This window comes from Shewanella sp. MF05960 (assembly GCF_050849305.1).
Lineage (GTDB): Bacteria > Pseudomonadota > Gammaproteobacteria > Enterobacterales > Shewanellaceae > Shewanella.
On sequence record NZ_JBOZPS010000019.1, the window covers coordinates 41,666 to 66,455 of the forward strand.

23 protein-coding genes are annotated in these 24,790 nt (G+C 42.9%); 12 read left to right on the plus strand and 11 right to left on the minus strand.

The window, feature by feature from the left end:
* Positions 1-108 precede the first annotated feature (108 nt).
* Positions 109-1,485 (plus strand): L-serine ammonia-lyase, encoded by a 1,377-nt coding sequence (locus ACROAE_RS16845; protein ID WP_432403847.1) that lies wholly within the window; start codon positions 109-111, stop codon positions 1,483-1,485.
* A gap of 150 nt (positions 1,486-1,635) precedes the next feature.
* Here the strand turns inward: ACROAE_RS16845 and ACROAE_RS16850 are convergent, their stop codons facing one another.
* Positions 1,636-3,249 carry a methyl-accepting chemotaxis protein gene (locus ACROAE_RS16850; RefSeq protein ID WP_432403849.1) on the minus strand — a complete coding sequence of 538 codons (1,614 nt, stop codon included), beginning with the start codon at positions 3,247-3,249 and terminating at the stop codon, positions 1,636-1,638.
* 529 nt (positions 3,250-3,778) lie between these two features.
* On the opposite strand from ACROAE_RS16850, the gene ACROAE_RS16855 reads away from it, so the two are divergent.
* Positions 3,779-4,525, plus strand: a complete 747-nt coding sequence (locus tag ACROAE_RS16855; RefSeq protein WP_432403851.1) for an HAD-IIA family hydrolase — start codon at positions 3,779-3,781, stop codon at positions 4,523-4,525.
* A 139-nt stretch (positions 4,526-4,664) separates the two neighbouring features.
* A complete protein-coding gene (locus ACROAE_RS16860; RefSeq protein WP_432403854.1) occupies positions 4,665-6,317 on the plus strand; it encodes a M28 family metallopeptidase in 1,653 nt (550 codons plus the stop codon).
* Positions 6,318-6,524: 207 nt separating this feature from the next.
* Here the strand turns inward: ACROAE_RS16860 and ACROAE_RS16865 are convergent, their stop codons facing one another.
* On the minus strand, positions 6,525-6,926 hold the full coding sequence (locus ACROAE_RS16865; RefSeq protein WP_432403856.1) for an ACT domain-containing protein: 402 nt from the start codon (positions 6,924-6,926) through the stop codon (positions 6,525-6,527).
* Positions 6,927-7,435: 509 nt separating this feature from the next.
* On the opposite strand from ACROAE_RS16865, the gene asnB reads away from it, so the two are divergent.
* Both asnB and ACROAE_RS16875 read left to right on the plus strand, forming a co-directional pair.
* The gene (asnB, locus tag ACROAE_RS16870; protein ID WP_432403858.1) at positions 7,436-9,100 is read left to right on the plus strand and encodes an asparagine synthase B; all 1,665 of its coding nucleotides are present in this window, start codon (positions 7,436-7,438) and stop codon (positions 9,098-9,100) included.
* Between the two features lie 87 nt (positions 9,101-9,187).
* Positions 9,188-9,691 (plus strand): GNAT family N-acetyltransferase, encoded by a 504-nt coding sequence (locus ACROAE_RS16875; RefSeq protein ID WP_432403860.1) that lies wholly within the window; start codon positions 9,188-9,190, stop codon positions 9,689-9,691.
* A gap of 44 nt (positions 9,692-9,735) precedes the next feature.
* Here ACROAE_RS16875 and ACROAE_RS16880 read toward each other — a convergent pair whose 3' ends face one another.
* The 4 genes from ACROAE_RS16880 to ACROAE_RS16895 all read right to left on the minus strand — a co-directional run bounded on the left by ACROAE_RS16880 (position 9,736) and on the right by ACROAE_RS16895 (position 11,605).
* A complete protein-coding gene (locus ACROAE_RS16880) occupies positions 9,736-9,933 on the minus strand; it encodes a DUF1289 domain-containing protein (protein ID WP_432403862.1) in 198 nt (65 codons plus the stop codon).
* Complete coding sequence (locus ACROAE_RS16885) at positions 9,914-10,264, minus strand: VOC family protein (protein WP_432403864.1); 351 nt, start codon at positions 10,262-10,264, stop codon at positions 9,914-9,916. Before ACROAE_RS16885 ends, ACROAE_RS16880 begins: the two co-directional genes overlap by 20 nt.
* Before the next feature lie 97 nt (positions 10,265-10,361).
* Positions 10,362-11,060, minus strand: coding sequence for a DUF445 domain-containing protein (locus ACROAE_RS16890; RefSeq protein WP_432403866.1), 699 nt, complete (start codon positions 11,058-11,060; stop codon positions 10,362-10,364).
* 161 nt (positions 11,061-11,221) lie between these two features.
* Positions 11,222-11,605, minus strand: coding sequence for a GNAT family N-acetyltransferase (locus ACROAE_RS16895; protein WP_432403868.1), 384 nt, complete (start codon positions 11,603-11,605; stop codon positions 11,222-11,224).
* A gap of 369 nt (positions 11,606-11,974) precedes the next feature.
* On the opposite strand from ACROAE_RS16895, the gene ACROAE_RS16900 reads away from it, so the two are divergent.
* From ACROAE_RS16900 to ACROAE_RS16915, 4 genes are all read left to right on the plus strand, one after another.
* Positions 11,975-15,247: a DUF748 domain-containing protein gene (locus ACROAE_RS16900; RefSeq protein ID WP_432403873.1), complete on the plus strand. Its 3,273-nt coding sequence runs from the start codon at positions 11,975-11,977 to the stop codon at positions 15,245-15,247.
* A gap of 107 nt (positions 15,248-15,354) precedes the next feature.
* A complete protein-coding gene (locus ACROAE_RS16905) occupies positions 15,355-15,711 on the plus strand; it encodes a glutaredoxin family protein (protein WP_432403876.1) in 357 nt (118 codons plus the stop codon).
* A 163-nt stretch (positions 15,712-15,874) separates the two neighbouring features.
* Positions 15,875-16,324, plus strand: a complete 450-nt coding sequence (locus ACROAE_RS16910; RefSeq protein WP_432403879.1) for a hypothetical protein — start codon at positions 15,875-15,877, stop codon at positions 16,322-16,324.
* A 203-nt stretch (positions 16,325-16,527) separates the two neighbouring features.
* Positions 16,528-16,755 carry a DUF2986 domain-containing protein gene (locus tag ACROAE_RS16915; protein WP_432403881.1) on the plus strand — a complete coding sequence of 76 codons (228 nt, stop codon included), beginning with the start codon at positions 16,528-16,530 and terminating at the stop codon, positions 16,753-16,755.
* Between the two features lie 523 nt (positions 16,756-17,278).
* Here ACROAE_RS16915 and ACROAE_RS16920 read toward each other — a convergent pair.
* Both ACROAE_RS16920 and ACROAE_RS16925 read right to left on the minus strand, forming a co-directional pair.
* Complete coding sequence (locus ACROAE_RS16920) at positions 17,279-18,775, minus strand: MATE family efflux transporter (RefSeq protein ID WP_432403884.1); 1,497 nt, start codon at positions 18,773-18,775, stop codon at positions 17,279-17,281.
* A gap of 87 nt (positions 18,776-18,862) precedes the next feature.
* Positions 18,863-19,693 carry an ion transporter gene (locus tag ACROAE_RS16925; RefSeq protein WP_432403887.1) on the minus strand — a complete coding sequence of 277 codons (831 nt, stop codon included), beginning with the start codon at positions 19,691-19,693 and terminating at the stop codon, positions 18,863-18,865.
* 210 nt (positions 19,694-19,903) lie between these two features.
* Between ACROAE_RS16925 and ACROAE_RS16930 the strand changes: the two genes are divergently transcribed.
* Positions 19,904-20,386 (plus strand): L,D-transpeptidase family protein, encoded by a 483-nt coding sequence (locus tag ACROAE_RS16930; protein WP_432403972.1) that lies wholly within the window; start codon positions 19,904-19,906, stop codon positions 20,384-20,386.
* Positions 20,387-20,425: 39 nt separating this feature from the next.
* Complete coding sequence (locus ACROAE_RS16935) at positions 20,426-20,995, plus strand: VOC family protein (RefSeq protein WP_432403890.1); 570 nt, start codon at positions 20,426-20,428, stop codon at positions 20,993-20,995.
* 45 nt (positions 20,996-21,040) lie between these two features.
* On the opposite strand, the gene ACROAE_RS16940 is transcribed toward ACROAE_RS16935, so the two are convergent.
* The 3 genes from ACROAE_RS16940 to ACROAE_RS16950 form a co-directional block, all read right to left on the minus strand.
* The gene (locus ACROAE_RS16940; RefSeq protein ID WP_432403892.1) at positions 21,041-21,499 is read right to left on the minus strand and encodes a GNAT family N-acetyltransferase; all 459 of its coding nucleotides are present in this window, start codon (positions 21,497-21,499) and stop codon (positions 21,041-21,043) included.
* 331 nt (positions 21,500-21,830) lie between these two features.
* Positions 21,831-22,145, minus strand: coding sequence for a hypothetical protein (locus ACROAE_RS16945; protein WP_432403895.1), 315 nt, complete (start codon positions 22,143-22,145; stop codon positions 21,831-21,833).
* Positions 22,146-22,265: 120 nt separating this feature from the next.
* Entirely contained in the window at positions 22,266-23,477 is a 1,212-nt protein-coding gene (locus tag ACROAE_RS16950) for a YbfB/YjiJ family MFS transporter (RefSeq protein WP_432403898.1), read from the minus strand.
* Between the two features lie 125 nt (positions 23,478-23,602).
* Between ACROAE_RS16950 and ACROAE_RS16955 the strand changes: the two genes are divergently transcribed.
* Complete coding sequence (locus ACROAE_RS16955) at positions 23,603-24,436, plus strand: LysR family transcriptional regulator (protein WP_432403901.1); 834 nt, start codon at positions 23,603-23,605, stop codon at positions 24,434-24,436.
* Positions 24,437-24,790 lie beyond the last annotated feature (354 nt).

Sequence of the window (24,790 nt, forward strand, 5' to 3'; positions counted from 1 at the left end):
AACTGTGGGATACTCTGCTCACAAAAGAGATAAACCGCCAAGTTGATATAAGGCGATTATACTCACTAATAACGAAAACAATAAACGACTCAGCAAGGGTTACACAAGATGATTAGTGTATTTGACATGTTCAAAATTGGTATTGGTCCTTCAAGCTCCCACACGATGGGCCCGATGAAGGCTGGTAAAATTTTTATTCAACATGTAGCAGACAACAATTTATTGGATCAAACCGATGAATTACAAGCCGAATTGTTTGGTTCTTTAGGTCAAACAGGCAAAGGCCACGGTACCGGTAAAGCGGTCATTTTAGGCTTAATGGGTGAAGATCCTGAAACCGTTGACACCGATGGGGTTGATGCCATTTTAGACGCGGTCTCAAAAAACCAACAACTCACTCTGGCCGATGGTCGTTTAGTTAAGTTTACCCGTGATGATGGCGTCACTTACCACAGACGTAAAACCTTACCTGCGCATGCAAACGCCATGACGTTATACGCGCTATCAAAAGGCGAATGCATTTATAAGCGCACCTATTACTCTGTAGGCGGCGGCTTTATTCTTGATGAAGATGAAATTACCCAACGTAATGCCTCACCTGCCACACCGATTGAACAAGCCCCCTACGACTTCAACAGTGCTTTGCATTTATTGCAACTGTGCTGCGATAACGGTTTAAGCATTTCATCGTTAATGATGTCTAACGAAATGAGCATCGCCAGCGAAGAAGACATTAAACAAGGTTTGTGGAAAATTTGGCAAACCATGAAAAGCTGCGTAGAGCGCGGTTATCAAAAAGAAGGTATTTTGCCTGGCGGCTTAAAGCTACGTCGTCGTGCCCCTGCACTTTATCGCCGCCTAAAAGCCGAAGGTCGTAATAATACTGATCCGCTAACCGCAATGGATTGGGTTGATTTATTTGCCTTGTCGGTTAACGAGCAAAATGCCGCGGGCGACCGCGTTGTTACCGCACCAACAAACGGTGCTGCGGGCATTATCCCTGCGGTATTGTGTTACTACGATATGTTTGTGCAAGAAGTCGACATTGATGTCTGTAGCCGTTACTTACTCACGGCAGCTGCAATTGGTATTTTATACAAGAAAAATGCCTCTATCTCTGGCGCTGAAGTAGGCTGTCAGGGTGAAGTAGGCGTAGCTTGCTCGATGGCAGCAGGTGCATTAACCGAAATTATGGGCGGTACGGTTGAGCACGTCGAAAACGCCGCCGAAATCGGCATGGAACATAACCTTGGGTTAACTTGCGATCCTGTTGGCGGCCTCGTACAAGTGCCGTGTATTGAACGTAATGCGATGGGCGCGGTGAAAGCCATTAATGCCTCACGCATGGCACTGCGCGGCGACGGTAATCACAAGGTGTCGTTAGACAAAGTCATCAAAACCATGATGGACACCGGTAAAGATATGCGCAGCAAATACAAAGAAACTGCCAAAGGTGGTTTAGCGGTTAACATCGTTGAATGTTAAGCCTGATTAGCGGTTAATTACTTACCATTAACCATTAACCACATCAACACAATAAAAAATGCCTGTTATCGCTAACAGGCATTTTTGTATCATTTTATCAATCAAATCAATAACCACATATAGTGATCGTATGGTGGATTAAACCATTAACTAATGCGTTTTAAATTGACCAATTTGTCCACGCAGTTGCTGCGATAACTCATCTACTTGCACGCTGGCACTGTAAGATTGCTGCGCGTTGTTCGCCGTTAATCCTGCTTCGTCGCTGATATTAACAATATTACGATTAATCTCATCCGTCACTGCGGTTTGTTCTTCAGCGGCAGTAGCAATTTGAGTCGCCATATTCGATATAGTCGCAACCGATTCAGTAATTTTACTGAGTGCCTCACCCGCTTGCGCGGCTTGTTCTGTGCTCTTAAATGCTTGCTGACGACTTGAATCCATTACGGTCACCGCATCTTTCACACCGTTTTGTAACTGACCAATCATTTGCTGAATTTGATTGGTCGAATCTTGCGTGCGTTTTGACAATGTTCGTACTTCATCCGCCACTACCGCAAAGCCTCGGCCATGCTCACCCGCACGTGCAGCTTCAATCGCGGCGTTAAGAGCCAGTAAGTTGGTTTGGTCAGAAATACTGCGGATAACATCTAAAATACTGCCAATATTATCGGTATCTTTTTCAAGCTGATGTAACGCGGTGGCTGCGTGCTCAACGCCATTGGCTAATGCTTCAATTGAGGTAATCGTAAGCTGAACCACTTTATCACCCTGCACCGCTTGGGTATCAGAGTCCTTGGCTGCTTGGGCGGCTAATTCGGCATTGTTCGCCACTTCTATCACGGTGGCTTGCATTTGATTCATCGCTGTTGCTACTTGCTCGGTCTCACTTTGTAGACGCTGCATACCGGCTAAGGTTTCATTGCTTGAAGAGGTTAACTGCACGCTTGCCGTGCCCAATTGTTGACTATTGTCATTAAAGTCAGTAATTAACTCGCGTATTTGGCGTACAAACAGGTTAAAGCTACGTGCCACTTTGGCAATTTCAGTATTGCCGCTGTCATCCAATTTGACCGTTAAATCTTTTGCACCAGAGGCGATATTGCGCATCGAATCATCTAATATTCTCAAAGGGTTAACAATCGCGCGGTAAAGCAGCAATAAAATAATGGTCAGAAACACGCCGAGGCCAATATTACCCCACAATTGCACGCTGGCAGCAGATTGCGTGGCGAATAAGGTCTCTTTCACCGCGGCATCAAATTTACCATCAATTTCATCAGCCAATAAATCTAAATCATCAGCAAGGTTCGATGACACTTCATCAAATCCACCCGCCCCTTTCATAAGCTGATTACCCGCTTCAGTACCTTGAGTTAAATAAGCATCAGCCATATTAACGCCAGAGGCATGCAAATCATTGACCTTGCGTTTAATCTCTTGCGCTCTTTGACTCACCTCTGGCGCAACAGCAATCAATAAATCAAGCTTTTCGAGTGCGCCGTTTAGGCTTTCTAATGCTTCCGCTTTAGCTTCATCGCTCTTGGTGGCGCCAACATCGGTTAAAAATTGCTGAATTTGCACCACAAAATAACGCGTGTCTTTAAGCGCGAAAATAGCATTAACCTGCGCCTCTTCGTGCACGACACCTTCATGAATATGGGTTTGTTGAATATTACTGACCGAAATCAAAATCACTAAAGCCAACAAGGAAAGCGTGATTGTGATTTGGAGCATTTTTTTGATAGATAAATCAAACATTATTGAGGCACCTGTATCGGAATAAGTAGATCCTGTTTATAGGATAACGCTCGGTATATTGACTGTCATTAAGTGTAAATCAATTATATGCACTACATCTTATAAACATAGAAAATGCATTATACAGACAGTCCAAAACCCTTAAAAACCTATAATCCCTCACAAATTTATAACATCATCATACTTTAGCCTGAAGCACATAGAAATGGCTTTGCTGTTTTTTGCGTTATTTTGTCGCTTGAAAGACCCACTGAGTGTGCTAGGAACGCTTTAGGAAGGAGGTCCGAAATGAAAAAGGTAACCTAACGATCTAGCTAAAGGTGTGACTGCACGACAGGAGGTATATGTGTTAGCACAATGAAAGTAATAATTAACATAACCATCACTCTTATTTATCCCTTCAAATAACCTTCATTTAACGAATAGTGCTGTTAATTCAATACCTGCATTTTTTGCATTTAATCGTTGTTTTCTAGTCTGAATTAGCATTAGATGTAAGTAGGTTGTATTTGAAGGAAGAAATGAAAGAATGAAAAATATTATATGTGATATTGATGGTGTGTTACTGCACGACAACAAGTTAATCCCTGGTAGTGATAAATTTATTCACCGCATCTTAGAGCAAGGCAATCCGCTGGTTATTCTCACCAATTATCCTGTACAAACCGGTAAAGATTTACAAAACCGTCTGGGTGCGGCGGGCATTAATGTACCCGAAACCTGCTTTTATACCTCGGCAATGGCAACGGCGGATTTTCTTAAACACCAAACCGGCACCAAGGCCTATGTGATTGGTGAAGGCGCCCTCACCCACGAGTTGTACAACGCAGGCTTTACGATTACCGACATTAACCCTGATTTTGTTATTGTGGGCGAAACGCGCTCATACAACTGGGAAATGATCCATAAAGCGTCACGTTTTGTGGCGGGCGGTGCACGATTTATTGCCACCAATCCAGATACACATGGCCCAGCATTTAGCCCCGCGTGTGGCGCATTGTGTGCTGCTATTGAACGTATAACAGGCAAAATGCCCTTTTACGTGGGCAAGCCAAGCTCATGGATTATTCGCTCCGCACTGAACCACATTCAAGGCCATTCTGAAAATACCATTATTATTGGTGACAATATGCGCACCGATATTTTAGCGGGCTTTCAAGCAGGGCTTGAAACTATTTTAGTCACCAGTGGCGTGAGCCAAATGAGCGACATCGATAAAGAACCGTTTAGACCAAACCATGTGTTTGCCTGCGCCGGTGATATTGACGTGGTGTAAGGCCACACATTTAACGATTACATTAAGCCATTACATTTACATTAGGTAACACATTATCAAGCCAGAGCCCTTGTCATAGCGCGCTGGCTTGATTCATTATGCTGGTCCGAAATAATAAAAACGATAATCAGGATAGAGCATGAAACGACTGTTTCCTCTTTGCGCCGTAGCGCTGCTCAGTGCATGTAATGGTGGTGAGTCAACCACCCCACCACAAGATACCCCAACAAAAACAACTCAAGTGAGCTTTGACGAGCAGCGCTTTAGAACCGATATCGAAACCTTATCATCAGACAAATTTGAAGGCCGTGCGCCCACGACCCACGGTGAAAAACTCACCCTTGACTATCTGTCTGCCGCTTTTACTAAAATGGGTCTTACCTGTGCAAATAATGGCAGCTTTTTACAGCCTGTGCCGATGGTGAGTTACACCGCGAGCGAACAACAAAAGGTTAATTTAGCGGGTATAGCAATGCAATATCGCCAAGATATTGTGCTGGGCAGTCGCCACGACAACCAACAAGTCAGTATCAAGGATGCCCCATTGGTGTTTGTGGGTTATGGCATTAATGCACCTGAGTACGAGTGGAACGATTATCAAGACATCGATATGCAAGGAAAAATAGCCATTATATTGGTTAATGATCCCGGTTTTGCGCATCCTAATGATAAAAAGTTTAACGGCAATGCCATGACGTATTACGGCCGTTGGAGCTACAAATTTGAAGAAGCCAGCCGTCAAGGTGCGCTGGGCGCGATTATTATCCACGACACCAAACCCGCATCCTACCCTTGGTCGGTGGTTGAAAATAGCTGGACAGGTGCGCAACAAGATTTAGTGCTGAACAAAACTGAACAAGACAAACGAGTACAAGTTGAAGGTTGGATAACCTTAGACAGTGCCAACAACTTGTTTAACAAAGCGGGTTTATCATTACCCTCGTTAATGGACCGCGCGGCAGACAGCGCATTAAACGTTGATTTAGCCCAAAATGCCTCTATCGAATTTACCAATAAAGCGGACTATGCCGACAGTTATAATGTCGTGGCTACCTTACCTGGTACTAGCCAGGTTAATGAGCATATTCTGTTTACCGCCCACTGGGATCATATTGGTACCGATGACAGTAAAGAAGGCGACAAAATCTACAATGGCGCCCTAGATAATGCCTCAGGCACAGCGGGCATATTAGAAATAGCGCGTCAATTTGCCGAGCAAGCTAAAGCGGGGAATGGCCTTAAACGCTCATTAACCTTTATTGCTACCACGGGTGAAGAGCAAGGCTTACTCGGTTCTCGCTACTACGCAGCCAATCCGCTTTATCCTATCGATAAAACGGTTGCAGTGTTTAACCTCGACAGTACCAATGTGTATGGCAAAACCAAAGATTACACCATTGTCGGCAAAGGCCAGTCCGAGTTAGAAGTGTATTTAGATAAGGCTGCGGCAAGTCAAAACCGGGTCACCACTGGTGAAAGCAATCCAGCCTCTGGCGGTTTTTTCCGCTCAGATCATTTCAGTTTTGCCAAGTTAGGCGTTCCAGCCGTATTTGCCGGTGGCGGCGCAGAGCCGCTTGATGAAGCAACCGCGAAATATAAAGCGCTAATGAGTGAGCAAATGAAAGGCTGTTATCACAACGTATGCGATCATTACCATGCAGATTGGGATTTATCTGGTGCATTGCAAGATTTGGGCGTGTACTACCAAGCAGCTGCTGAGTTAGGTAACAATCAAGATTGGCCTGGCTACTTTGCCGGTTCTGAATTTAATCAATTACGTCCTGCAGATTAGCGCAGCACCACCGAATTCCTTCCCCCCAGCAAGGATTGGCCCATCATGTATTTGATGGGCTTTTTTTATTCGTATTTGGCTAGTATTTGGCTAGTATTTGGCTAGTATTTGGCTAGTATTTGGCTATTATTTTGCTAGTAACCATCTGTGCCATTAATCTTTGTGTCATGTAAGCGTTGTGTGAGCCAAGCCGCTGGATAAACGTGACTACAGGTTGCTAAATTCATTTAGGGCTTCGATGGCTAAAGCCGCCTTTTCGGTTTGCACAAAAATATGGTCATGATAATAAGCGGCAATGACATTGGCACTGATGCCTTTTTCGGTGAGTTTATTAGCCACAGCTGCCGTTAAACCAACGGCATCAAGACTAGAGTGTACCGTTAAGGTAATGCCTTTAAACACTGACTCAAAAGACAAGCCACCCTCTAGCGCTGCCGTTTTGGTTAATACTAACGTCAACCCTTCTGATTCGCGAAAGGTCGCCAGTGGCGATAAGCGTTGATAATCACCATATTGGCCGCCCGGCACTGAGCAAAAAACGTATTCATCATCTAACAATACCGGTGACATTGATGAGAGTAATGTCGTTAAATTTGTTTCACCTACCATTCTTTCTCCTTCAATAAGTTTTCGTTATAAAATGATGTTATTCATCAGGTTCGGCTGAGTGAGCAAAAAAAGTGATCATATCGAGTATTAAAACACATCACTCGTTAGATATGATTGGCTACCTGTGAGTGAATAGAAGCCCCATTATCGCGCATCTGCATGTCCCGTAGGCGCTATTATGGCCATGTTAATGCCGTAAAATGACCATTAAGCCCCACTTTTGCTCAAATAAACATCAAGCGCACAGCATTAGTGCAATTATGGCTTTTAGTGGGATTTGATTATGAAATCTTAAAAAAAATAGCCATTATCGCGATAAAAATAAAGATACTGCAGATAAATAGCAATTTCACAAAACATTACTCAAACAAAAAGATATTTAAAAGAGATAAAACCATTAAAAACACCATATTTATGATGTTATCTCAAAAAATTGACTTGGCAGTTAACAAAAATACTGGCAAAGTAGAAAACAGATAAAGATTAGCTAACGCTGCTGGAGCCGTATTATGTGTTCAATATTTTCAATTTTAGACATCAAAACTGATGCAAGTAAACTTCGCCAGGTGGCGTTAGAAATGTCAAAGCTACTGCGTCACCGCGGTCCAGATTGGTCTGGCATCTATGCTGATGACAAAGCCATTTTAGCGCATGAACGTTTATCGATTGTTGACGTTGACCACGGAGCGCAACCGCTTATCAGTCTTGATGGCAACATAGTATTAGCCGTAAACGGTGAAATTTATAACCACAAGCAGTTAAAAGCTCAGCTAGGTGACAAATACCAGTATCAAACCAACTCAGATTGCGAAGTGATTTTGTCACTTTACCAAGAATACGGTTGTGACTTTTTAGACAAACTGAACGGTATCTTCGCATTCGTACTGTATGACAAAGCCAAAGGCACTTACTTAATCGGTCGCGACCACATGGGTATTATCCCACTTTACACCGGTCTTGATGCGTCTGGTAACTTCTACGTTGCCTCTGAAATGAAAGCATTAATGCCAGTATGTAAAACTGTTGCTGAGTTTTATCCAGGACAGTATCTATATTCTGCCGACGGTAAACCAACTCAGTATTATCATCGTGACTGGCGCGATTTTGACGCCGTTAAAGATAACCCAGCTAGCATTGAAGAATTACGTGACGCATTAGAAGCGGCGGTGAAACGCCAATTAATGTCGGATGTTCCTTACGGAGTATTATTGTCTGGTGGCCTAGATTCATCAGTGATTTCAGCCATTACCCAAACATATGCAAAACACCGTATTGAAAACGATGGAGAAACAGGCGCATGGTGGCCACAACTGCATTCATTTGCAGTAGGGTTAGCAGAATCTCCTGATTTGGTTGCGGCGCAAAAAGTGGCCGATGCTATTGGCACTATTCATCACCCAATTGTGTACACCTTCCAAGAAGGCTTAGATGCGATTAAAGAAGTGATTTATCACCTAGAAACATACGACGTCACCACTATTCGTGCCGCTACGCCAATGTACTTAATGGCACGTAAAATTAAAGCTATGGGCATTAAAATGGTGTTGTCTGGCGAAGGTGCTGACGAACTATTTGGTGGCTACTTGTATTTCCATAAAGCGCCTAACGCCCAAGCGTTTCATGAAGAATTAGTGCGCAAACTTGATAAGTTACACTTATTTGATTGCCTGCGTGCTAACAAAGCCATGGCAGCATGGGGACTAGAAGCACGCGTACCTTTCTTAGATAAAGAGTTTATTGATGTAGCAATGCGCATTAACCCTGAAGCGAAGATGTCTAAAGACGGTCGCATCGAGAAGCACATTTTACGCCAGGCATTTGAGCACAAATTGCCTAAAGAAGTGGTGTGGCGTCAAAAAGAGCAATTCAGTGATGGTGTGGGATATTCGTGGATTGACGGCTTAAAAGCTCACGCGGCAGCCAACGTTGATGACGTGCAATTTGCTAACGCTAAATTCCGTTTCCCGTACAACACGCCAGAGTCAAAAGAAGCGTACTTCTATCGCAGCTTCTTTGAAGAGTTCTTCCCACTAACCAGTGCAGCAGAAACGGTACCAGGTGGCAAAACAGTGGCCTGCTCTACACCAGAAGCGCTATTGTGGGATGCAAGCTTACAAGGCATTAACGACCCATCGGGCCGTGCAGTGAAAAACGTTCACGCCAGCGCTTATTAATTGCAAGTCGCATAGCAAACACCACCTACCTAGGTGGTGTTTTTGTTTATACTAACCACTCAAAAGCACAAAAAGAGAATCCGATAGATGCCAGAAATCAGTATTTTTAATTTAGAAATGACCGACCGCAGTCAACTTAACGCTAAGCCGCAATCTAACGGTTTAACGTTAATCCAGACCAAGGTTAAACAATTTGAATTCAATCGATTTCTGTATCAGTTTGTCGGCGCGGCATGGGAATGGACCGATAAACTGGCGTGGACAGACAACCAATGGCAAGCCTATAGCGAAGCGGAAAACCTGCACTTGTATGTTGCTTATGTTGAGGGGGCACCAGCTGGTTATTTTGAATTACAGCAACAAGAAGCTGGCAATGTAGAAATAATGTATTTTGGCCTAGGAGAGCGGTTTATTGGTAAGGGCTTTGGTGGCGATTTACTCACACAAGCCATCGAACATGCGTGGGCATTACCCAATACTCAACGTGTTTGGGTGCATACGTGTTCGTTAGATCACCCCAGTGCATTACATAACTATCAAGCGCGTGGGTTTACGCTCTTTAGAACCGATATTGAACCGCAAACAAATTAGGCAATACAGGAAAAATAGGAAAAATAGGCTGGTGAAACCACAGATTAGCGATGTTTACTCGCAATTGCGCGTTGCTGCATAATGCCGAACAAGGCAGTTTTTTGTTGATCGTTCATCGAATGCCACGCTAGGATTTCATCTAACGAGCGATGGCAACCTAAACACACATCGTTGCTGTCTAAGCAACAATGGCGGACACAAGGTGTTTCAACTGTCGAGCGATTATTCTGACCATACGGCATATTCGTTACCATTTACGTCGGTGAAGTGAAAACGTCTACCTCCGGGGAAAGTAAAAACATCACGGCTGATAGCACCGCCCGCTTGAGTAATTGCAGTTTGTGTCGCCAGTAAATCTTGACTGTAAAGTACAATCAATGGGCTGCCTGTTGCTAATGTAAACTGGGTAGACGACTGGTAAAAACCGCCGTCAATACCCACTTGTAAAAAGCAACTGTAATCAGGACCGTAATCCTGAAACTGCCAACCAAACACTTGCTTAAAAAAGGCTTTAGTGGCCAACACATCTTTTACCGGTATTTCTAAATAATTAATTTTGTTGTGCTGGCTCATATTGACCTCAATTAAAGGTGTTAAACACACTGGCTATTAGATGATGAGCATAAAACGAGTCGATGATTAATGTGAGCAAAATGCCTTAAGTGACGTCTTACTGTATCAGTGCCGCTGCAGCACCAATAATGCCACCAAACACCCCGCCCCATACCACTAACCAACCGAGGTGGGTTTTAATCATATCTTGTATTATCTGCTTGACTAACTCTGGGGTTAGCTCGTTTAAGCGTTGCTCAACAATATTGGCGACCTTAGCTTGCATATCTGCCATGACACTCGGTTGTTCAAGCTCACTAACTAAAATAGCGTTAAATTGATCACTTTGCGCTAATTCGACCAAAGATAGCTTCATTTTTTCAATAAAGGGCTCTTTTAATGGGATAAGCGCTTCAGTGCCGCCAAACATTGCTAACATGCCACCAAACGATGACTTCTCAATCGTATCAACCAACGCATCAAAAGACGGCGCTAAATCAATTTTTTCAATCACGGGCGTTAAATCAATATGACTGGCACTGCTGCTCGTTAAAAAACGGTCAATGTTTTCTTGGGTAAAAAACTGCTGCATCATTAAATGTTGAATACCGGCTTTAAATTCTTCAAAACGTGATGGCACGACGCCAGAACCATATAACCCTGGGACTTTTTCAAACAGCATATGGATCGCTAACCAGTTAGTGATTGCGCCAGATAATGCAAATAAGCCTATGGTTAATACGATTTGCTGCTCTAAGCCGTAACCGACCAATACAAAAATGGCGGCTATTAAATTTGTCGCTACGCTCTTGTTCAATCTCTGTTCCTTAACATTATCCCGTCCCGATAATCGGCCACACCTTGAATGCAGTAACTATATAGAGGACACAAAAAAACCTCGGTCATTTTATCAGAAAATGGAACCGAGGTTTATAGCTTGTTATGAGTGGCCGTCAATAAACTGCAAACTAATAAAGCTTAAGCAGTACATTGTTCCTTTAACACCTGTTGCTCATAACGGTTGATCAATAACACCCCAGTGCTTTGTGCCAACTGTTCAGCCTTTTGGTGCATTTTATCAACAACATCTTGTTGTTGATATTCCGCTAACACAAACACGTCTTCTAAATACCAAACGGGGGCGAGTAATAAAGATGAAAATGATGGGTATAATTGCGTAAAGCCCACCATATGATCGTCTTTAATACACACAAAAATCATGGTGTCATTTTCAGCAAGACGATGCTTTAAAAAGGCATGGCAAGCAGCATAATCCTTAGGTTGATGAAATTGTTGGCGATACAAATCAAATAAGGCGCTCAGTGGTTCTAAATCGATGCTCGAAGCAAGACGAATTTGCATTTATCATCCTTGAAAATAGTCATCACAGCGAGATGAGTCGCTATTGATTAAGTTAATGAGTCATTATGCTACGCGCCGTTAACAACCCAGTGGTTTTATGCGCAAACAGACAATGAATGTGATCATGATTGTGATTGTGATTGTGAATCTAAATGTTAACAAAGCATTAGTTTGCTAAGCGAACAAAACATCATCACAATACGAATATAAAACCTATTAATTACATAAACTTAATTTAGATATTTAACAATCTAGCATCAATAAAGACCAAAGTAAATTAATCTGTTTCTACTGTAAAATAATCCCTAGTAACGAAATTTATTTGTTACTATAACTCACTGTGACCCTGCATTTATCAAGAAATCTCCTATGAAATCCTTTTTTGCTCAACTTCGCACAAGTTTTAAACGCCGTCCTCGCTATCAAAAATGGCTATTTTGGCTCGTAAGCGTGTATCTACTCTTGTGTGCCATTTTAGGCGGATTAATTCCTGCGGTTGCTAAACAACAACTGCCACAGCAATTAAGCGATATATTGGGTCGTCAGGTGACATTGCAAAACGTTGAAATTAATCCGTTTACGACAGAACTCACCGTCACAGGCTTTGCGATAAACGAACAAAAACAAGACACTCAGTTTGTCAGTTTTGAGCGCTTATATGCCAACTTACAAGTGTGGCAATCTATACGGTTAATGGGCCTGGTCCTCGAAGATGTCGTGCTTGAACAACCTAAAATTCAAGTTAGCCGCAGCCAAGATAGCCAGCAACATGATGTGTTTAACTTCACTGATATCATTGAACGTATTGCCAGTAATAGCAGCGCGCAGCAAGCAGAGCAACAACCTCAATCGGCAGAAATGTTGTCGATGCGCATGGCAAACATTCAACTCATTGACGGGACATTTACGTTAAACGATAAGGTCACTGACACTAAAATCAGCTACCCGAATATTCAACTAAAACTAAGCCAATTTGACAGCATTATGGCGGCTATTGATGATCAGCAAAACTTGGTTAATCAATTTAATATCGCCATTGAAGATCAATTCCAAGGGGCATTAAGCCTTCAAGGTCAGCTACAGCTGGCACCGCTCATGCTCCAGGGTGATATCAACGTTGCCAAAATCGATTTATCGCGTTACTGGTCTTTTATCGACCAATTGTTTGCCATCAATTTAGCCCAAGGCCAACTCAGCGTGAATGGACACTTTCGTGTTGCGCTGCAAAATGCCGAATTTGAGCCAATAAGCGACATTCACATTGCCAAAGCACGCGTGGTGATTGAAAACGTAAAAGCGGTACACCTACAAGATGAAAAAATCTCGATTGGCGTTCTGGCGTTAAATAACATCAATGTTGATACCCCAAAACAACAGGTCACCATTGATGAGTTTTACAGCGAAAATGGCAAAATCAACCTGAATATTACTCCCACAGGTGCAGATCTCGTTGCCTTGTTACTCCCAAAAAACACTGAGCTTGTGGTTAGCAGTGACGATGCAGCGATTGCAACAACAAACACAAATACAAAAACTGCCGAAACGGAAACCACAGCAACTGCAACTTCTGAGATTGAAAACCCAGAAACAAAAACCGCCGCTATTGATACTACAACTATTGAAACTGCAGCTACTGAAACGATAGCTATTGATACGACAGCGACTGAAACGATAGCTACAGAAACGCCAGACACTGCGGTGCAAATTGAATCCTCGGGCACAGACAGTCAAGGCAAGCCATGGCTCGTTACGCTCAACAAATTCAAGCTTGAACAGTACCAGGTAACATTAGGTGAAGGCATTGCTAGCGACAACATTATCATATGGCAACTCGGCCCGATTAATGTCAGTACCGGCAAAGTTATATCAGACTTTTCTAGCCCGATAGATTATCAATTCTCAACCGTGATTAACGAGCAGAGCCAATTGAGTTCCACTGGCCAAGTCGATGTATTGGCGCAAAGTATTGTTGCTGACATAGATTTTAGCAACATGATGTTGACGCGCTTGCAGCCGTATATCGCTCCTTATATTAACGTCACGTTAGAAGATGGGGTATTTTCAACGCAAGGAAAACTCATTGCAGACGCTAACGAAACCTTAATTTATCAAGGCAGTGCCAAAATTGAACAACTCGACATTACAGATAATATGCTTAAGCGGCCTTTATTAAATTGGGAAACCATGGCGATAAACCAACTGTCTTATGACCGTAAACAAGCCAAAATAGACATAGACGAGATTAACTTCGACGCCCTCTTCGCGCGTTTAATTATTTCAGCTGACCGAAGCACAAACATTAGCCAATTGATCCATGACAATGGCCCTGACCAAGCAGACGCGACTGCAAAGGATAGTTCGACGGAGCCAAAGTTAGCGGCTGCAAATGAAAACGCCAAACAAGAAACCACAACAGATACGCCTGAAATGCAGCTCAACATTAACAAAATTGGCGTTAAAGACAGTTCAGCCTTTTTCGCAGATAACTCGTTAACGCCCAATTTTGCTTCCGGCATCGAAATGCTCAATGGCGAAATCACTAATTTATCGTCTAACCCGCAAACCACTGCATCAGTCGACTTAGCCGGTAAAATAGATAAATATGCACCAGTGACTTTAAAGGGTGATGTCAATCCTCTGTTAGAACAACCGTATTTAGACTTAAACCTCAACTTCAAAAAAGTAGAGCTCACATCGGTTAACCCTTATTCGGGCACTTACGCTGGCTATTACATCGATAAAGGCCAGCTGTCGCTTGATTTAAACTATAAATTAAAAGACAACGTGCTTGTTGGCAGCAATCATCTGGTTATCGACCAGCTCAAACTGGGTAAACGCAGTAATAGCGACTTAGCAACCAGTTTACCGGTTAGCTTGGCAGTGGCATTGCTGCAAGACCGTCACGGAGTGATTGATTTAGGGGTAGATGTGTCTGGCGACATTAACTCACCCAGTTTTAGTTTTGGCAGTATTATTATAAATGCCATCGGTAACTTAATCACCAAGGCGGTAACCTCACCATTCTCATTTATTGCAGGGCTAGTTGGCGGTGAAGAAGCCATCGATAAAGTCGGCTTTGATTATGGTGTCAGCGCCATTGAGCATCAACAACAAGTCACCCTGGATAAATTGGCCAGCGCCTTAATCGAAAGACCGTTATTGAATCTTAATATTAAGGGTAGTGTTGATGTGGCTAACGACAAACCTGCGCTGGCAGAACTGAAATTACATAAAAAACTGGCTAAAACGGCTTCTATTAAGCTGCGTGCGCTGCCTAAACATTTATCGGCAAGCCAGTTCCCAGTGTCAGGCCCGCTAACCGATGCGCTTTATACATTAGTGGAACAAGAGTTAGGACAATTGCCAGACGACATTAAGCAGGCTTTATTAACAGAAGCCCCAGAGCTTAGCCCACAAGAGCTCACTACGCGCTGGCACATCGCGCTTTACAATATGTTAAAAAACAATCAAGACGTCAGCATTGATGATTTAGGTCTACTTGCTCAAGCACGCGCCAGAGCAGTGAAAGCCTATTTAGTCGAACAGGGCCAAATTGATGCTGGAAAAGTTTTTGTACTCGAAAGCCGTATAAACACCAATCAAACTGCGGCATCGGCGTTGTTAGAGCTACAAGCAAAATAACCCGAGCTTGTTATCTGCGCTTAAGTTGGAGTAGACTGCGGCTAATTTAATTAAGGCCATGCCACCACAAGGTTTTGGTCTTCACATGATGATACTTGAGGATAGATATGTTCATTGTTCGCTGGATTTTAGGTCGAATTATTTTATTATTAAATTTTGTATTTGCGCCTAAAAAACGTCAACGCCCGCAAGAACAACAAGCCGTTGTCGACCAACAAACTCAGGCACTGGCGCTCTATCAATATGCTGCGTGTCCGTTTTGTGTAAAAGTACGTCGTGAAATGCGCCGTCAAAACTTGAACATCAATATTGTTGATGCCAAACAAGAACACAACAAAGCCTTACTCACAGCAGAAGGTGGTAAGTTACAAGTACCTTGCTTACGTATCGAGCAAGATGGCCAAACACAATGGTTGTACGAGTCTAAAGCCATTACGAGCTATTTGAACGAACGTTTTGCCTAGATGCCCTGAGCATTAATAAATAAGCCGCACTTGTTGCGGCTTATTTTTGGCTGTTTAACAGTGTAAACCCTCTCTTTAAGTTAATTTACCTTGCTGTGGGCTATCATCCTTCCAACCGCTTAGGTTATGATTTACGCCATTATTTTGCTTTAGGGGTTTATCTGTGTTTAAAAATAGTCTGGTAATATGTAGCGTGGTGTTATTGAGTGCATGCAGTTCAAGCCCACCCGACCCAATGGATTTTGCCGGACAATTTCGCGACACCTTTAGCACGCAAATAAAAGGTGACGGCATTAAGCTATTCACCTATAGAGCAAAATTGGCCACGGCAACAGATCGCCCTCTGCCTGGCGAACAACCTCACGACCAACGTATAAACCGCCGTAAGCAAGACATGCAAAGTTATTTAATTGAACAACGCAACGCCGAAGAACGCCTTGAGTTGTGGCATCAACAAGTTGATTTGGGCCTACAAAAAACCATCGAAATGAGTGGTTACTGCAAAACGAGTTTTGTCGAGTTAAGTCGTTATGTGGAACCCGATCGTGCAGAAGTGCGCGGTGAGTGTAATGACGGCGCGACTGAAGAAGACATTAAAAAATTCGGTCGCTAATGTCACAGCAACAGCTTCTTGAGCGGCGCTTTGTTGTGCTTGTTATAAATTGCTGTATCCAGCACCGCAATTGAGCTAGAATTAGCCTCCAATTTTCTCGTGAAGTTGCCGACGGCCGTTAGACCAGCGCCTTCACGCTTTGATAAGCCATTTATCTTCTGAAATGATATGAATAGTTTGTCGTTTACACAGTAAGAAGTCAGATGAATAGAAAGCAAGAGATGATCAAAAAGTTGGCCAAACGTGCCAAAGCACGTGCCAACAAAGTGGTGCCATCGAACCCAAGCACTAAAACGGTTGAACGTTATATTTCTAAAGCTGATCGCGAAAAAATCGCCTTAGCACAGGCGGCTGAGCAAGCTGCTGATACGAGTGAAACAACTGAAACGACCGTTGTTGACACTGCGACAGAAGATTCAGACAACAAATAAGCTCATTAATACCTTAGACGTTAATGACTAAAAAGCCCTTATTGCATGCAATAAGGGCTTTTTTAATGGCGTATGACTGAATGTATAGTGGTTCTCTGTCAAAGTCATGCAACGCAGTGTAAGCCCTTTATACCAATTCTATTAATTATGTGACCAATCAGAGCCACTCAGATTGTTCAGTTTGAGGCGCATTGTTGAAATAATGGTTATTCCCTTTTAAGGCAATGCAACAAAGAAATGAACGGTCTGAGTGTCTCCTGTAAGGCGGGTTTCTGTGCCTTCCATGCTGCTTAATAGCATTTTGACGTAGAACAACTATGCCTACAATTCTATTACTTGCCTAGAAGACACAGAACTCCCGCTGAATGACCAGATAATTAGTGGAATTGGTATTAAACACTCGCCTAAAAGGAATGTCCTAGCCGTTTTTGCTCTGCGCACTCGCCATTCGAACAAGAACAACCATGACGCTATAGCGACGCTTTAATCAAAAACAGCTGAACGTATTCTGAGTGGTTCTTTATTAATGCCGATTGGTATTACGTGTCTCTTGCTCAGCTAATTGCTTGCACAAGGGCTCTTCGTCTAACTGCGCCATCTGAGTTCGTCCTGGCATAGGCGATGGCGCGGCAACCATATCAATATTGATGGCATCATCTTCCAGTAATTGCTTGTTGGCACCGGCTGATACCAAGCCTTGCTGGCTGATTTTATCCACTAATCGATAAGCACATACAATACCGATAACGCCAAAGATAATCGCGCCAATCACCTGGCCAATTAACACGCCGTACACCCCGCCCCACTGCGCACCAAAATACACAAAAGGGATCGTGCCAATCGTGGCTTTGCCAACATTAAACATCGTCGAATACTTCGCTTTGCCTAAGTTATTAAATGAGGCATTGGCAATAAATAATATCCCCGAGAAAATGAAGAACACAGCGATATATTGACAGAAAAACAAAATCAATTCGGCAGCATCGCCTTTCATATCAAAACTACTGATAATCACATCTTTTAGTAAAAACAGCAGCAACGACATAGCTAATACATACACAACACAAAATTGAATAGCCTTGGTCAAGCTTAGCCTTACTCGCTCAAACTCATTCGCACCAAAATTCTGACCCACGATTGGGCCAACGGCACCCGATAAAGCAAAAATCATCCCAAAGGTCACCGGAATTAACCGACCTAGCACCGCCCAGCCGGCCACATAACTGTCGCCAAAATCTGCAATCGCTCGCGTTACTACAGCGTTACCAATAGGAGTCGCCACATTCGTCAGCATGGCTGGCGCTGCAATCGCAAAAATAACCCCTAAATCTTGTTTAAACTCAACCCAGGAAAATTGACCTAATAACTTATGCTTAACGACAACCCCGCGAGCAGAGATAATAAATACCGCGATACGCGCCAATACCGACGCAGCAGCAGCGCCTTCTATGCCCATAGACAAGGTAAAAATAAAGATCGGATCGAGCACGGCATTAACGCCACCACCCGCGAGTGTCGACATCATCGACAATTTAGCATCACCCACCGCACGCAGTGCGCCGCCTAACGCCATGGCTAAACAAATAAACGGTAACGAAGGCACTAATATTGTTAAGTAGCTTTCAGCCAGTTCAGCAGTTCGCCCAGTAGCGCCAACAAGTGCCAGTAATTCTGGAATAAAGAGGTATACAACAATGGCCACCAGCACGCTGGTTAACAGCGTCACTATGGCACTGTTTAAAAATAACCGTTTGGCTAACTTGATATTTTTTGAACCGATGGCTTTGGACACCAAAGCGCCAAGCGCAATCGATAAACCTATGCCAATCGAGGTGGTGAAAAATGAAATCGTACTGGCATAACCCGCTGCGGCTGCAAGCTCAATTTCACCCAATAAACTTAAAAAGAAAATATCGAGTAAATCAACAACGAATAACGCCGAAATGCCGACCGCCGCGGTCGAACTCATCACCAATATGTGACGTAAAATAGGACCTTCGACAAACTTAGCTGTGGTCATGCGTATCCTTTAATAAAAATCACCCAGCAAAACCAATCTCGATGATAAAGCGCTGGGTCTATAAAATGGCAACATTAATGATGCACATCAGAGTTTTTCTAACTCGCTGCCACAGTGATTACAGTAATCAGCATCGTTGTCGTGACCTTTTTTGCCACAATTACTGCACTTACGTAAATCACGGGTTCTCACCATCTCATGAGAAATCTCCGCGGTTAAAATCCCCGTGGGTATGGCAATAATCGAATAACCAATTAACATGGTTAATGCGGCAATACCCTGACCTAGTGGCGTTTGTGGCGTAATGTCGCCATACCCTACGGTGGTAATCGTGACTACGGTCCAATACATGGATTTAGGGATCGAGGTAAAGCCATTATTAGGCCCTTCGACGACATACATAATCACACTGAGCACCATGATGATGAGGCTGACCGAAAAGAAAAACATAAACACTTTACGGCTAGACTGCACCATGGCTTTTAATAACAAGTGGCCATCGCTTAAATAGCGCAATAGCTTTAACACTCTAAATACCCGGAATAAACGCAGCACTCGTAGTGCTAAGGCCACGTTTGCCCCTGGGAAAATCAAGCCTAAATAACTGGGCAAAATCGACACTAAATCGACCAGGCCAAAAAAGCTGCGAGCATAATGTAAGCGATTGAGCGAGCAATATAAGCGTAATATGTACTCAACGGTAAACAATACCGTAAAGCTCCATTCAGCGATACTAATAAGCTGACCATATTGCTCATTGATGTGCTCAATAGTGTCAATAAAAATCAACACCACACTCAGCACAATGCATATCATCAAAATGATATCGAAACGTTTACCTTCTGGCGTTTCAGTGCCAAAAATAACATTTCGGAGTTTTTGCTTTAGCGGACTGTCGGACTTTTCTTCGGCATTCATTTCAGGTTTCGCTATATTAGGCAATCTTTTAGACGAACTTGCAAAAAACTTGCAAATAAACTCGGTTAACTAATATCAATTAACCCTTGATGTCGTTAAAATCTAACATTGACTGCCGAGTTTTAACATTCGGAATTAGTCATTTTACAATAAAAATTAAAATGGTCATTGGTTTACGGAGATTTCATGCGCGCGTTGTCTATATTATTTATGGTTATGTTTTTTTGCCCACTGTTGGCAAATGCTTCTTCATCTCAATCATTAAAAGCCAAAGTTGACCTCGTGGTGGTGAACAAATCAGAATCTCGCTTGTCTGTGATGCGCGACGGTAAAGTAGTTAAGAGTTACCTGATAGCCATGGGCGATGTACCGCAAGGACACAAACTCAAAGAAGGTGATCAGCGCACCCCACAAGGTCGTTACACCTTAGATTATAAAAAATCTGACAGCGCTTTTTATAAATCGATTCATATTTCATACCCTAATGAAGAAGATAAATTACGTGCTGATGCATTAGGCATTCGCGCCGGTGGCATGATTATGATCCACGGTGAAAACCCACGCTCACCTTTACCGCCAGAAGAAGCTCAAAAGTACAATTGGACCAACGGTTGTATTGCGGTAACCAACAAAGAAATGGACGAGCTTTGGCAAATGATTGATGCCGGCACTCCAATTGAAATTTGGCCATAGCCACTGCCGTTTTACGTTAATAATTGTTTGAGTGTGCACATGAACTACCAACATCTACAACAAACCTGGGCTGACTTTAGCGTGCGGATAACCGCCTTTATTGAGCAGTTAGGGCTAGACCGTTTATCTTTACAGGCTGATCACGCCGCATTGCGGGTTAATAACAACCAAACAGCGCAGTTACTTGCTGATGAATTTAGCCAATATGGCGAGATTATTTCAAATAACATGATTAATGGCAGACCCATTTTAATCATCAAGTTAACTGAGCCCTTAGTGATAGGTAAAATGCAGATTAATTGTGTTGAGCTGCCCTTCCCATCAGATAAAACCTATCCGGTAGAAGGATGGGAACACATTGAATTGGTGTTTCCCTCTCAAGCACAAACCTGTGAAGCCCTTGTTGCCGAGCTAATTGAACAAGCACCACAATTGGCCAGCATCATAGAGAATGCTCAAGCTGGGATTGGAAAGATTAAAGTGAAACAGAGTTCACCAAAAGGTGATAACGAACGCTTAGCCAACCCAACCATCGCATTTAAAGCCAATGGCATTTGTTTAAAAGTGCATCCGCATGATATTCAAACTATTATCGCCAGCGAACAGTAACCACATTACTCGGCTCGAGCTTAATCAACGCTGATATCTATTCACTCAATCAATGAATCGGGTCATAAATAGACTATTAGGATCAGCCTGATAATTCGCAAATGGGCCGCAATATTCAAAACCATGACGTTGATACAAACGTCTTGCGGGGGCAAAAAAGTCCATCGAGCCAGTTTCTAAACTCAACTGCTGATAACCTCGACGTTTAGCCTCATTGAGCAGATGTAATAACAAGGCTGTCGCCACACCCTGGTTTCTCGCCGCTGCGGATGTGCGCATTGACTTAATTTCGTCATGGGCTTCATTGAGCTCTTTTATCGCCACACAACCTAACACTTCGCCTTGAAGCTTCGCGCACCAAAACGTAATACTAGGATGAGTTAGCGCATCGATATCTAACGCATGCACACTCTCTGGTGGTGAAGTCGCATACATGTCAGCCAAGTGCGCTTGTAATAATTCAATCACACCAGCACCTTGTAAATCATCCACCAAAATATCCATCGACTAACATTCCTTTTGCGTTGAGATTATTAATTAAGCGTCCAACCACAGATATAATACCAATTCTATTAATTATCTGGTCATTCAGCGGGAGTTCTGTGTCTTTTAGGCAAGTAATAGAATTGTAGGCATAGTTGTTCTACGTCAAAATGCTATTAAGCAGCATAGAAGGCACAGAAACCCGCCTTGCAGGAGGCACTCAGACCGTTCATTTCTTTGTTGCATTGTCTTAGAAGGGAATAACCATTATTTCAACAATGCGCCTCAAACTGAACAATCTGAGTGACTCTGATTGGTCACATAATTAATGGAATTGGTATAATACTGCTTATTATTTACACTGAATTTCAGCTTTTAACCAGGGATGATCAATAGACGTCACCCCGCCTAAAAAAATCCCACCATCCGTTTTGCCTTTATTTTCATCGATAACATCATAGCCATTTGGGCATAATTCAATGGCGCGAGTACTCCAAAACATGTTCAGCATTTCAATTGAGGTTGTGCCATTACCATAATATTCTACAAGGTAATGATTTTCAGCCAACACTTTGTCTTTATATCCACCAGACCACGTATAAGCTTGATAACCAGTCGCACAACCGCTTAGTGATATACATAACGCAATTAGTCCTAAACACTTCATATATCGTCATCCCTCGCGTGACATAAAATCTTATGGAAAATACACAATAAATTAACTGATTATTTTATTGTCCGCTAGAAATTAAATGCTTGGTTTTAACATTATGATGTACTTCTGTATTTAACCAATAACCACCTGATTTTCTTTGCCTATACGCTTACTCACCACTGCGCGGCTTTCGAGTCTAAGTAAGCCGAGTAAAAATAGCGTTCCCATCATCACCACACTGGCAGAAACGTATAAACCAATGTCATAGTTGCCAAAAAATTCGGCGAGGTAACCCGTTGGCACTGGTGCAATTATTTGCGCGGCGCCATAGGCTAATGTCATGGTACCCATAAACTTCGCGGGATTACTGGGGTAGAACTTCCCTGCCATGGTAAGCACTAAGCTGACACACGCTATAAAGGTGCCACCAAATAACAATGCGCTAATAATGACCACGGCTAAGCTGTCGTTAAGTACAGGCAGAATAATCCCCACAGCTTGCAAACAATACGCGGCTAACAGTGCTTTAAGGAAACCTGTTTTACGCGCAATCCGGTCCCATATTAACGCGGCGGGAGTGGCGGCGAGTCCAATCAATAAAAAAGTTAATCCACCTTGGCCTTGCAGCCCTTCAGTTCGCTCAACAATATCGACAATAAAGGTTGAACTCACAACATATCCATAGCCGGCACAAAAATAGGCAGACATCATCAGTAACTTAAATGTGTTTGTTGGTGGATTGTCCTGCGCAACCTCCCCTTGTTGTTCACCCGCAGAGGGATGCGGCATCCATAACCAGGCGGGAACAGAAACCACTAGCGCCAACACCGCAAGCGCTAACCATTGTTGTTGCCAATCAGCAGACAACCCAAGCATCAGTTCGAACAAGAGTGAAGTGATAATAATACTCAGGCCAGCGCCTGCAAAATGAATACCTAATTCTGCACGATGATTGTGTCTTACCAACCATTTTAAAATAAGCCCAGATGCAATAATAAAGCCGCCAGAGGCACAAATCCCTGCAATAAAACGCAATACAGCCCATGCAACAATGTCAGTCGTCATCACCATGGCGACAGAAGTCACCACACTCAAGAGTAAATACACTCGCTGTAAATGGTATTTGTAGTGCAGATTATGCAGGCTCGCAGCAAGCAAAACACCACTCATGTAACCCATAAAATTAGCGGTTGCCAACCAACCACCTCCAGACTCGGTTAGGCCAGCACTGTCCTGCATTACGGGGAGTAGCAAACTGTAGGAAAACCGTGCTACGCCAACGGTGACGATTAAACTGCAGATCCCTGCCAAATAAACCCGAAATTTTGTCAGTTCCATTAACATTTATTGTCGCCTAATCGAAAAATGATTCACTGACAATACGTCAACCTGTTAATCTAAAAAATTGAATTATTGAGAACTTAAACTTCTTGTATTGAGAACTATACTGAGCACTATATTGGAGCTATATGGAAATATTGACGCTTAAAACGTTCAAAGCGGTAGTAGACGAACAAGGTATTAAAGGCGCAGCCGATAAACTCAATACCGTTCAGTCCAATATTACCAATAGGATTAAAAAGCTTGAAACCGAAATAGACACCAAGCTGTTTACCCTAACAGGCAGAAAACTGCAACTCACGCCCAGCGGACAGCTGTTATACGAATATGCAGAACAAATATTAGAACTGGAATACCAAGCTATTTCAGCGATATCACGCAATAAAAACACCTATGAACTGCGTGTTGGCATGCCTGAAACATTTGCTGCCGTACACATGCCATTAGCGCTCAAACAACTTAAGCTCAACCATGCTGAAATTAAAACCAAAATCCATACCGATACTAGCGAACGCCTAGTGTTTTCGGTACTCAATAATAAAGTCGATTGCGCTGCAATAGGCAATGCTCCTCAGCATGAAAATCTGGTAGTGATCCCAATCGTTAAAGAAGAGTTGATCATGGTAACACCGCGAGACAGCGAATATGATCCAGTATTATTGGTTAGAGATGAAGGGTGTGGTTATCGACAACATGCCATGCTCTGGCGACAACAAGCGGGTCGTGGCAGTGATGAGCTAATGATAATGAGTAGTGCTGATGGTGTGTTAGGCTGCATCGCTGCGGGGTTAGGTTATACCATTATTGGCAAAAATATGGTCGCTGGCAGTCGTTATGAAAAGTCTCTGGTTATGACGCCTGTGAGCCATGGTCCAAAACATGTTCAGCTATCGATTGTCTACCACAAAAATAGCCCGCTAGAGTCAGGAATATTGACCCTTGCAAAGCTGTTAACCAAGTAATAACGGTCTGTTCAAGTCATCAACAATGGTTTATTCATTACCGTGATGGCTCTGCCATACAAATCAACTAACCCTTTATAAAGTACGACAATCAACTCAATCACAATTTGTTCTGGTAGCTACTTGAATAGAATCACTTGATTAGAATCACTTGAATAGAATCACTTGAATAAAGTCTCATCAATAACGCCACTTGAGTAAAGCCACGCCCAATACAATCACTCCGATATAGTCAAAATGACAATTCGCAGTCATAAAGACACTGATTATAAATGTCATTATGACAGTGCTTATTCCACAAAAATATCATCAGTCACATACTTATCAATCACTTAGCTAGTTGGCATGCCATCT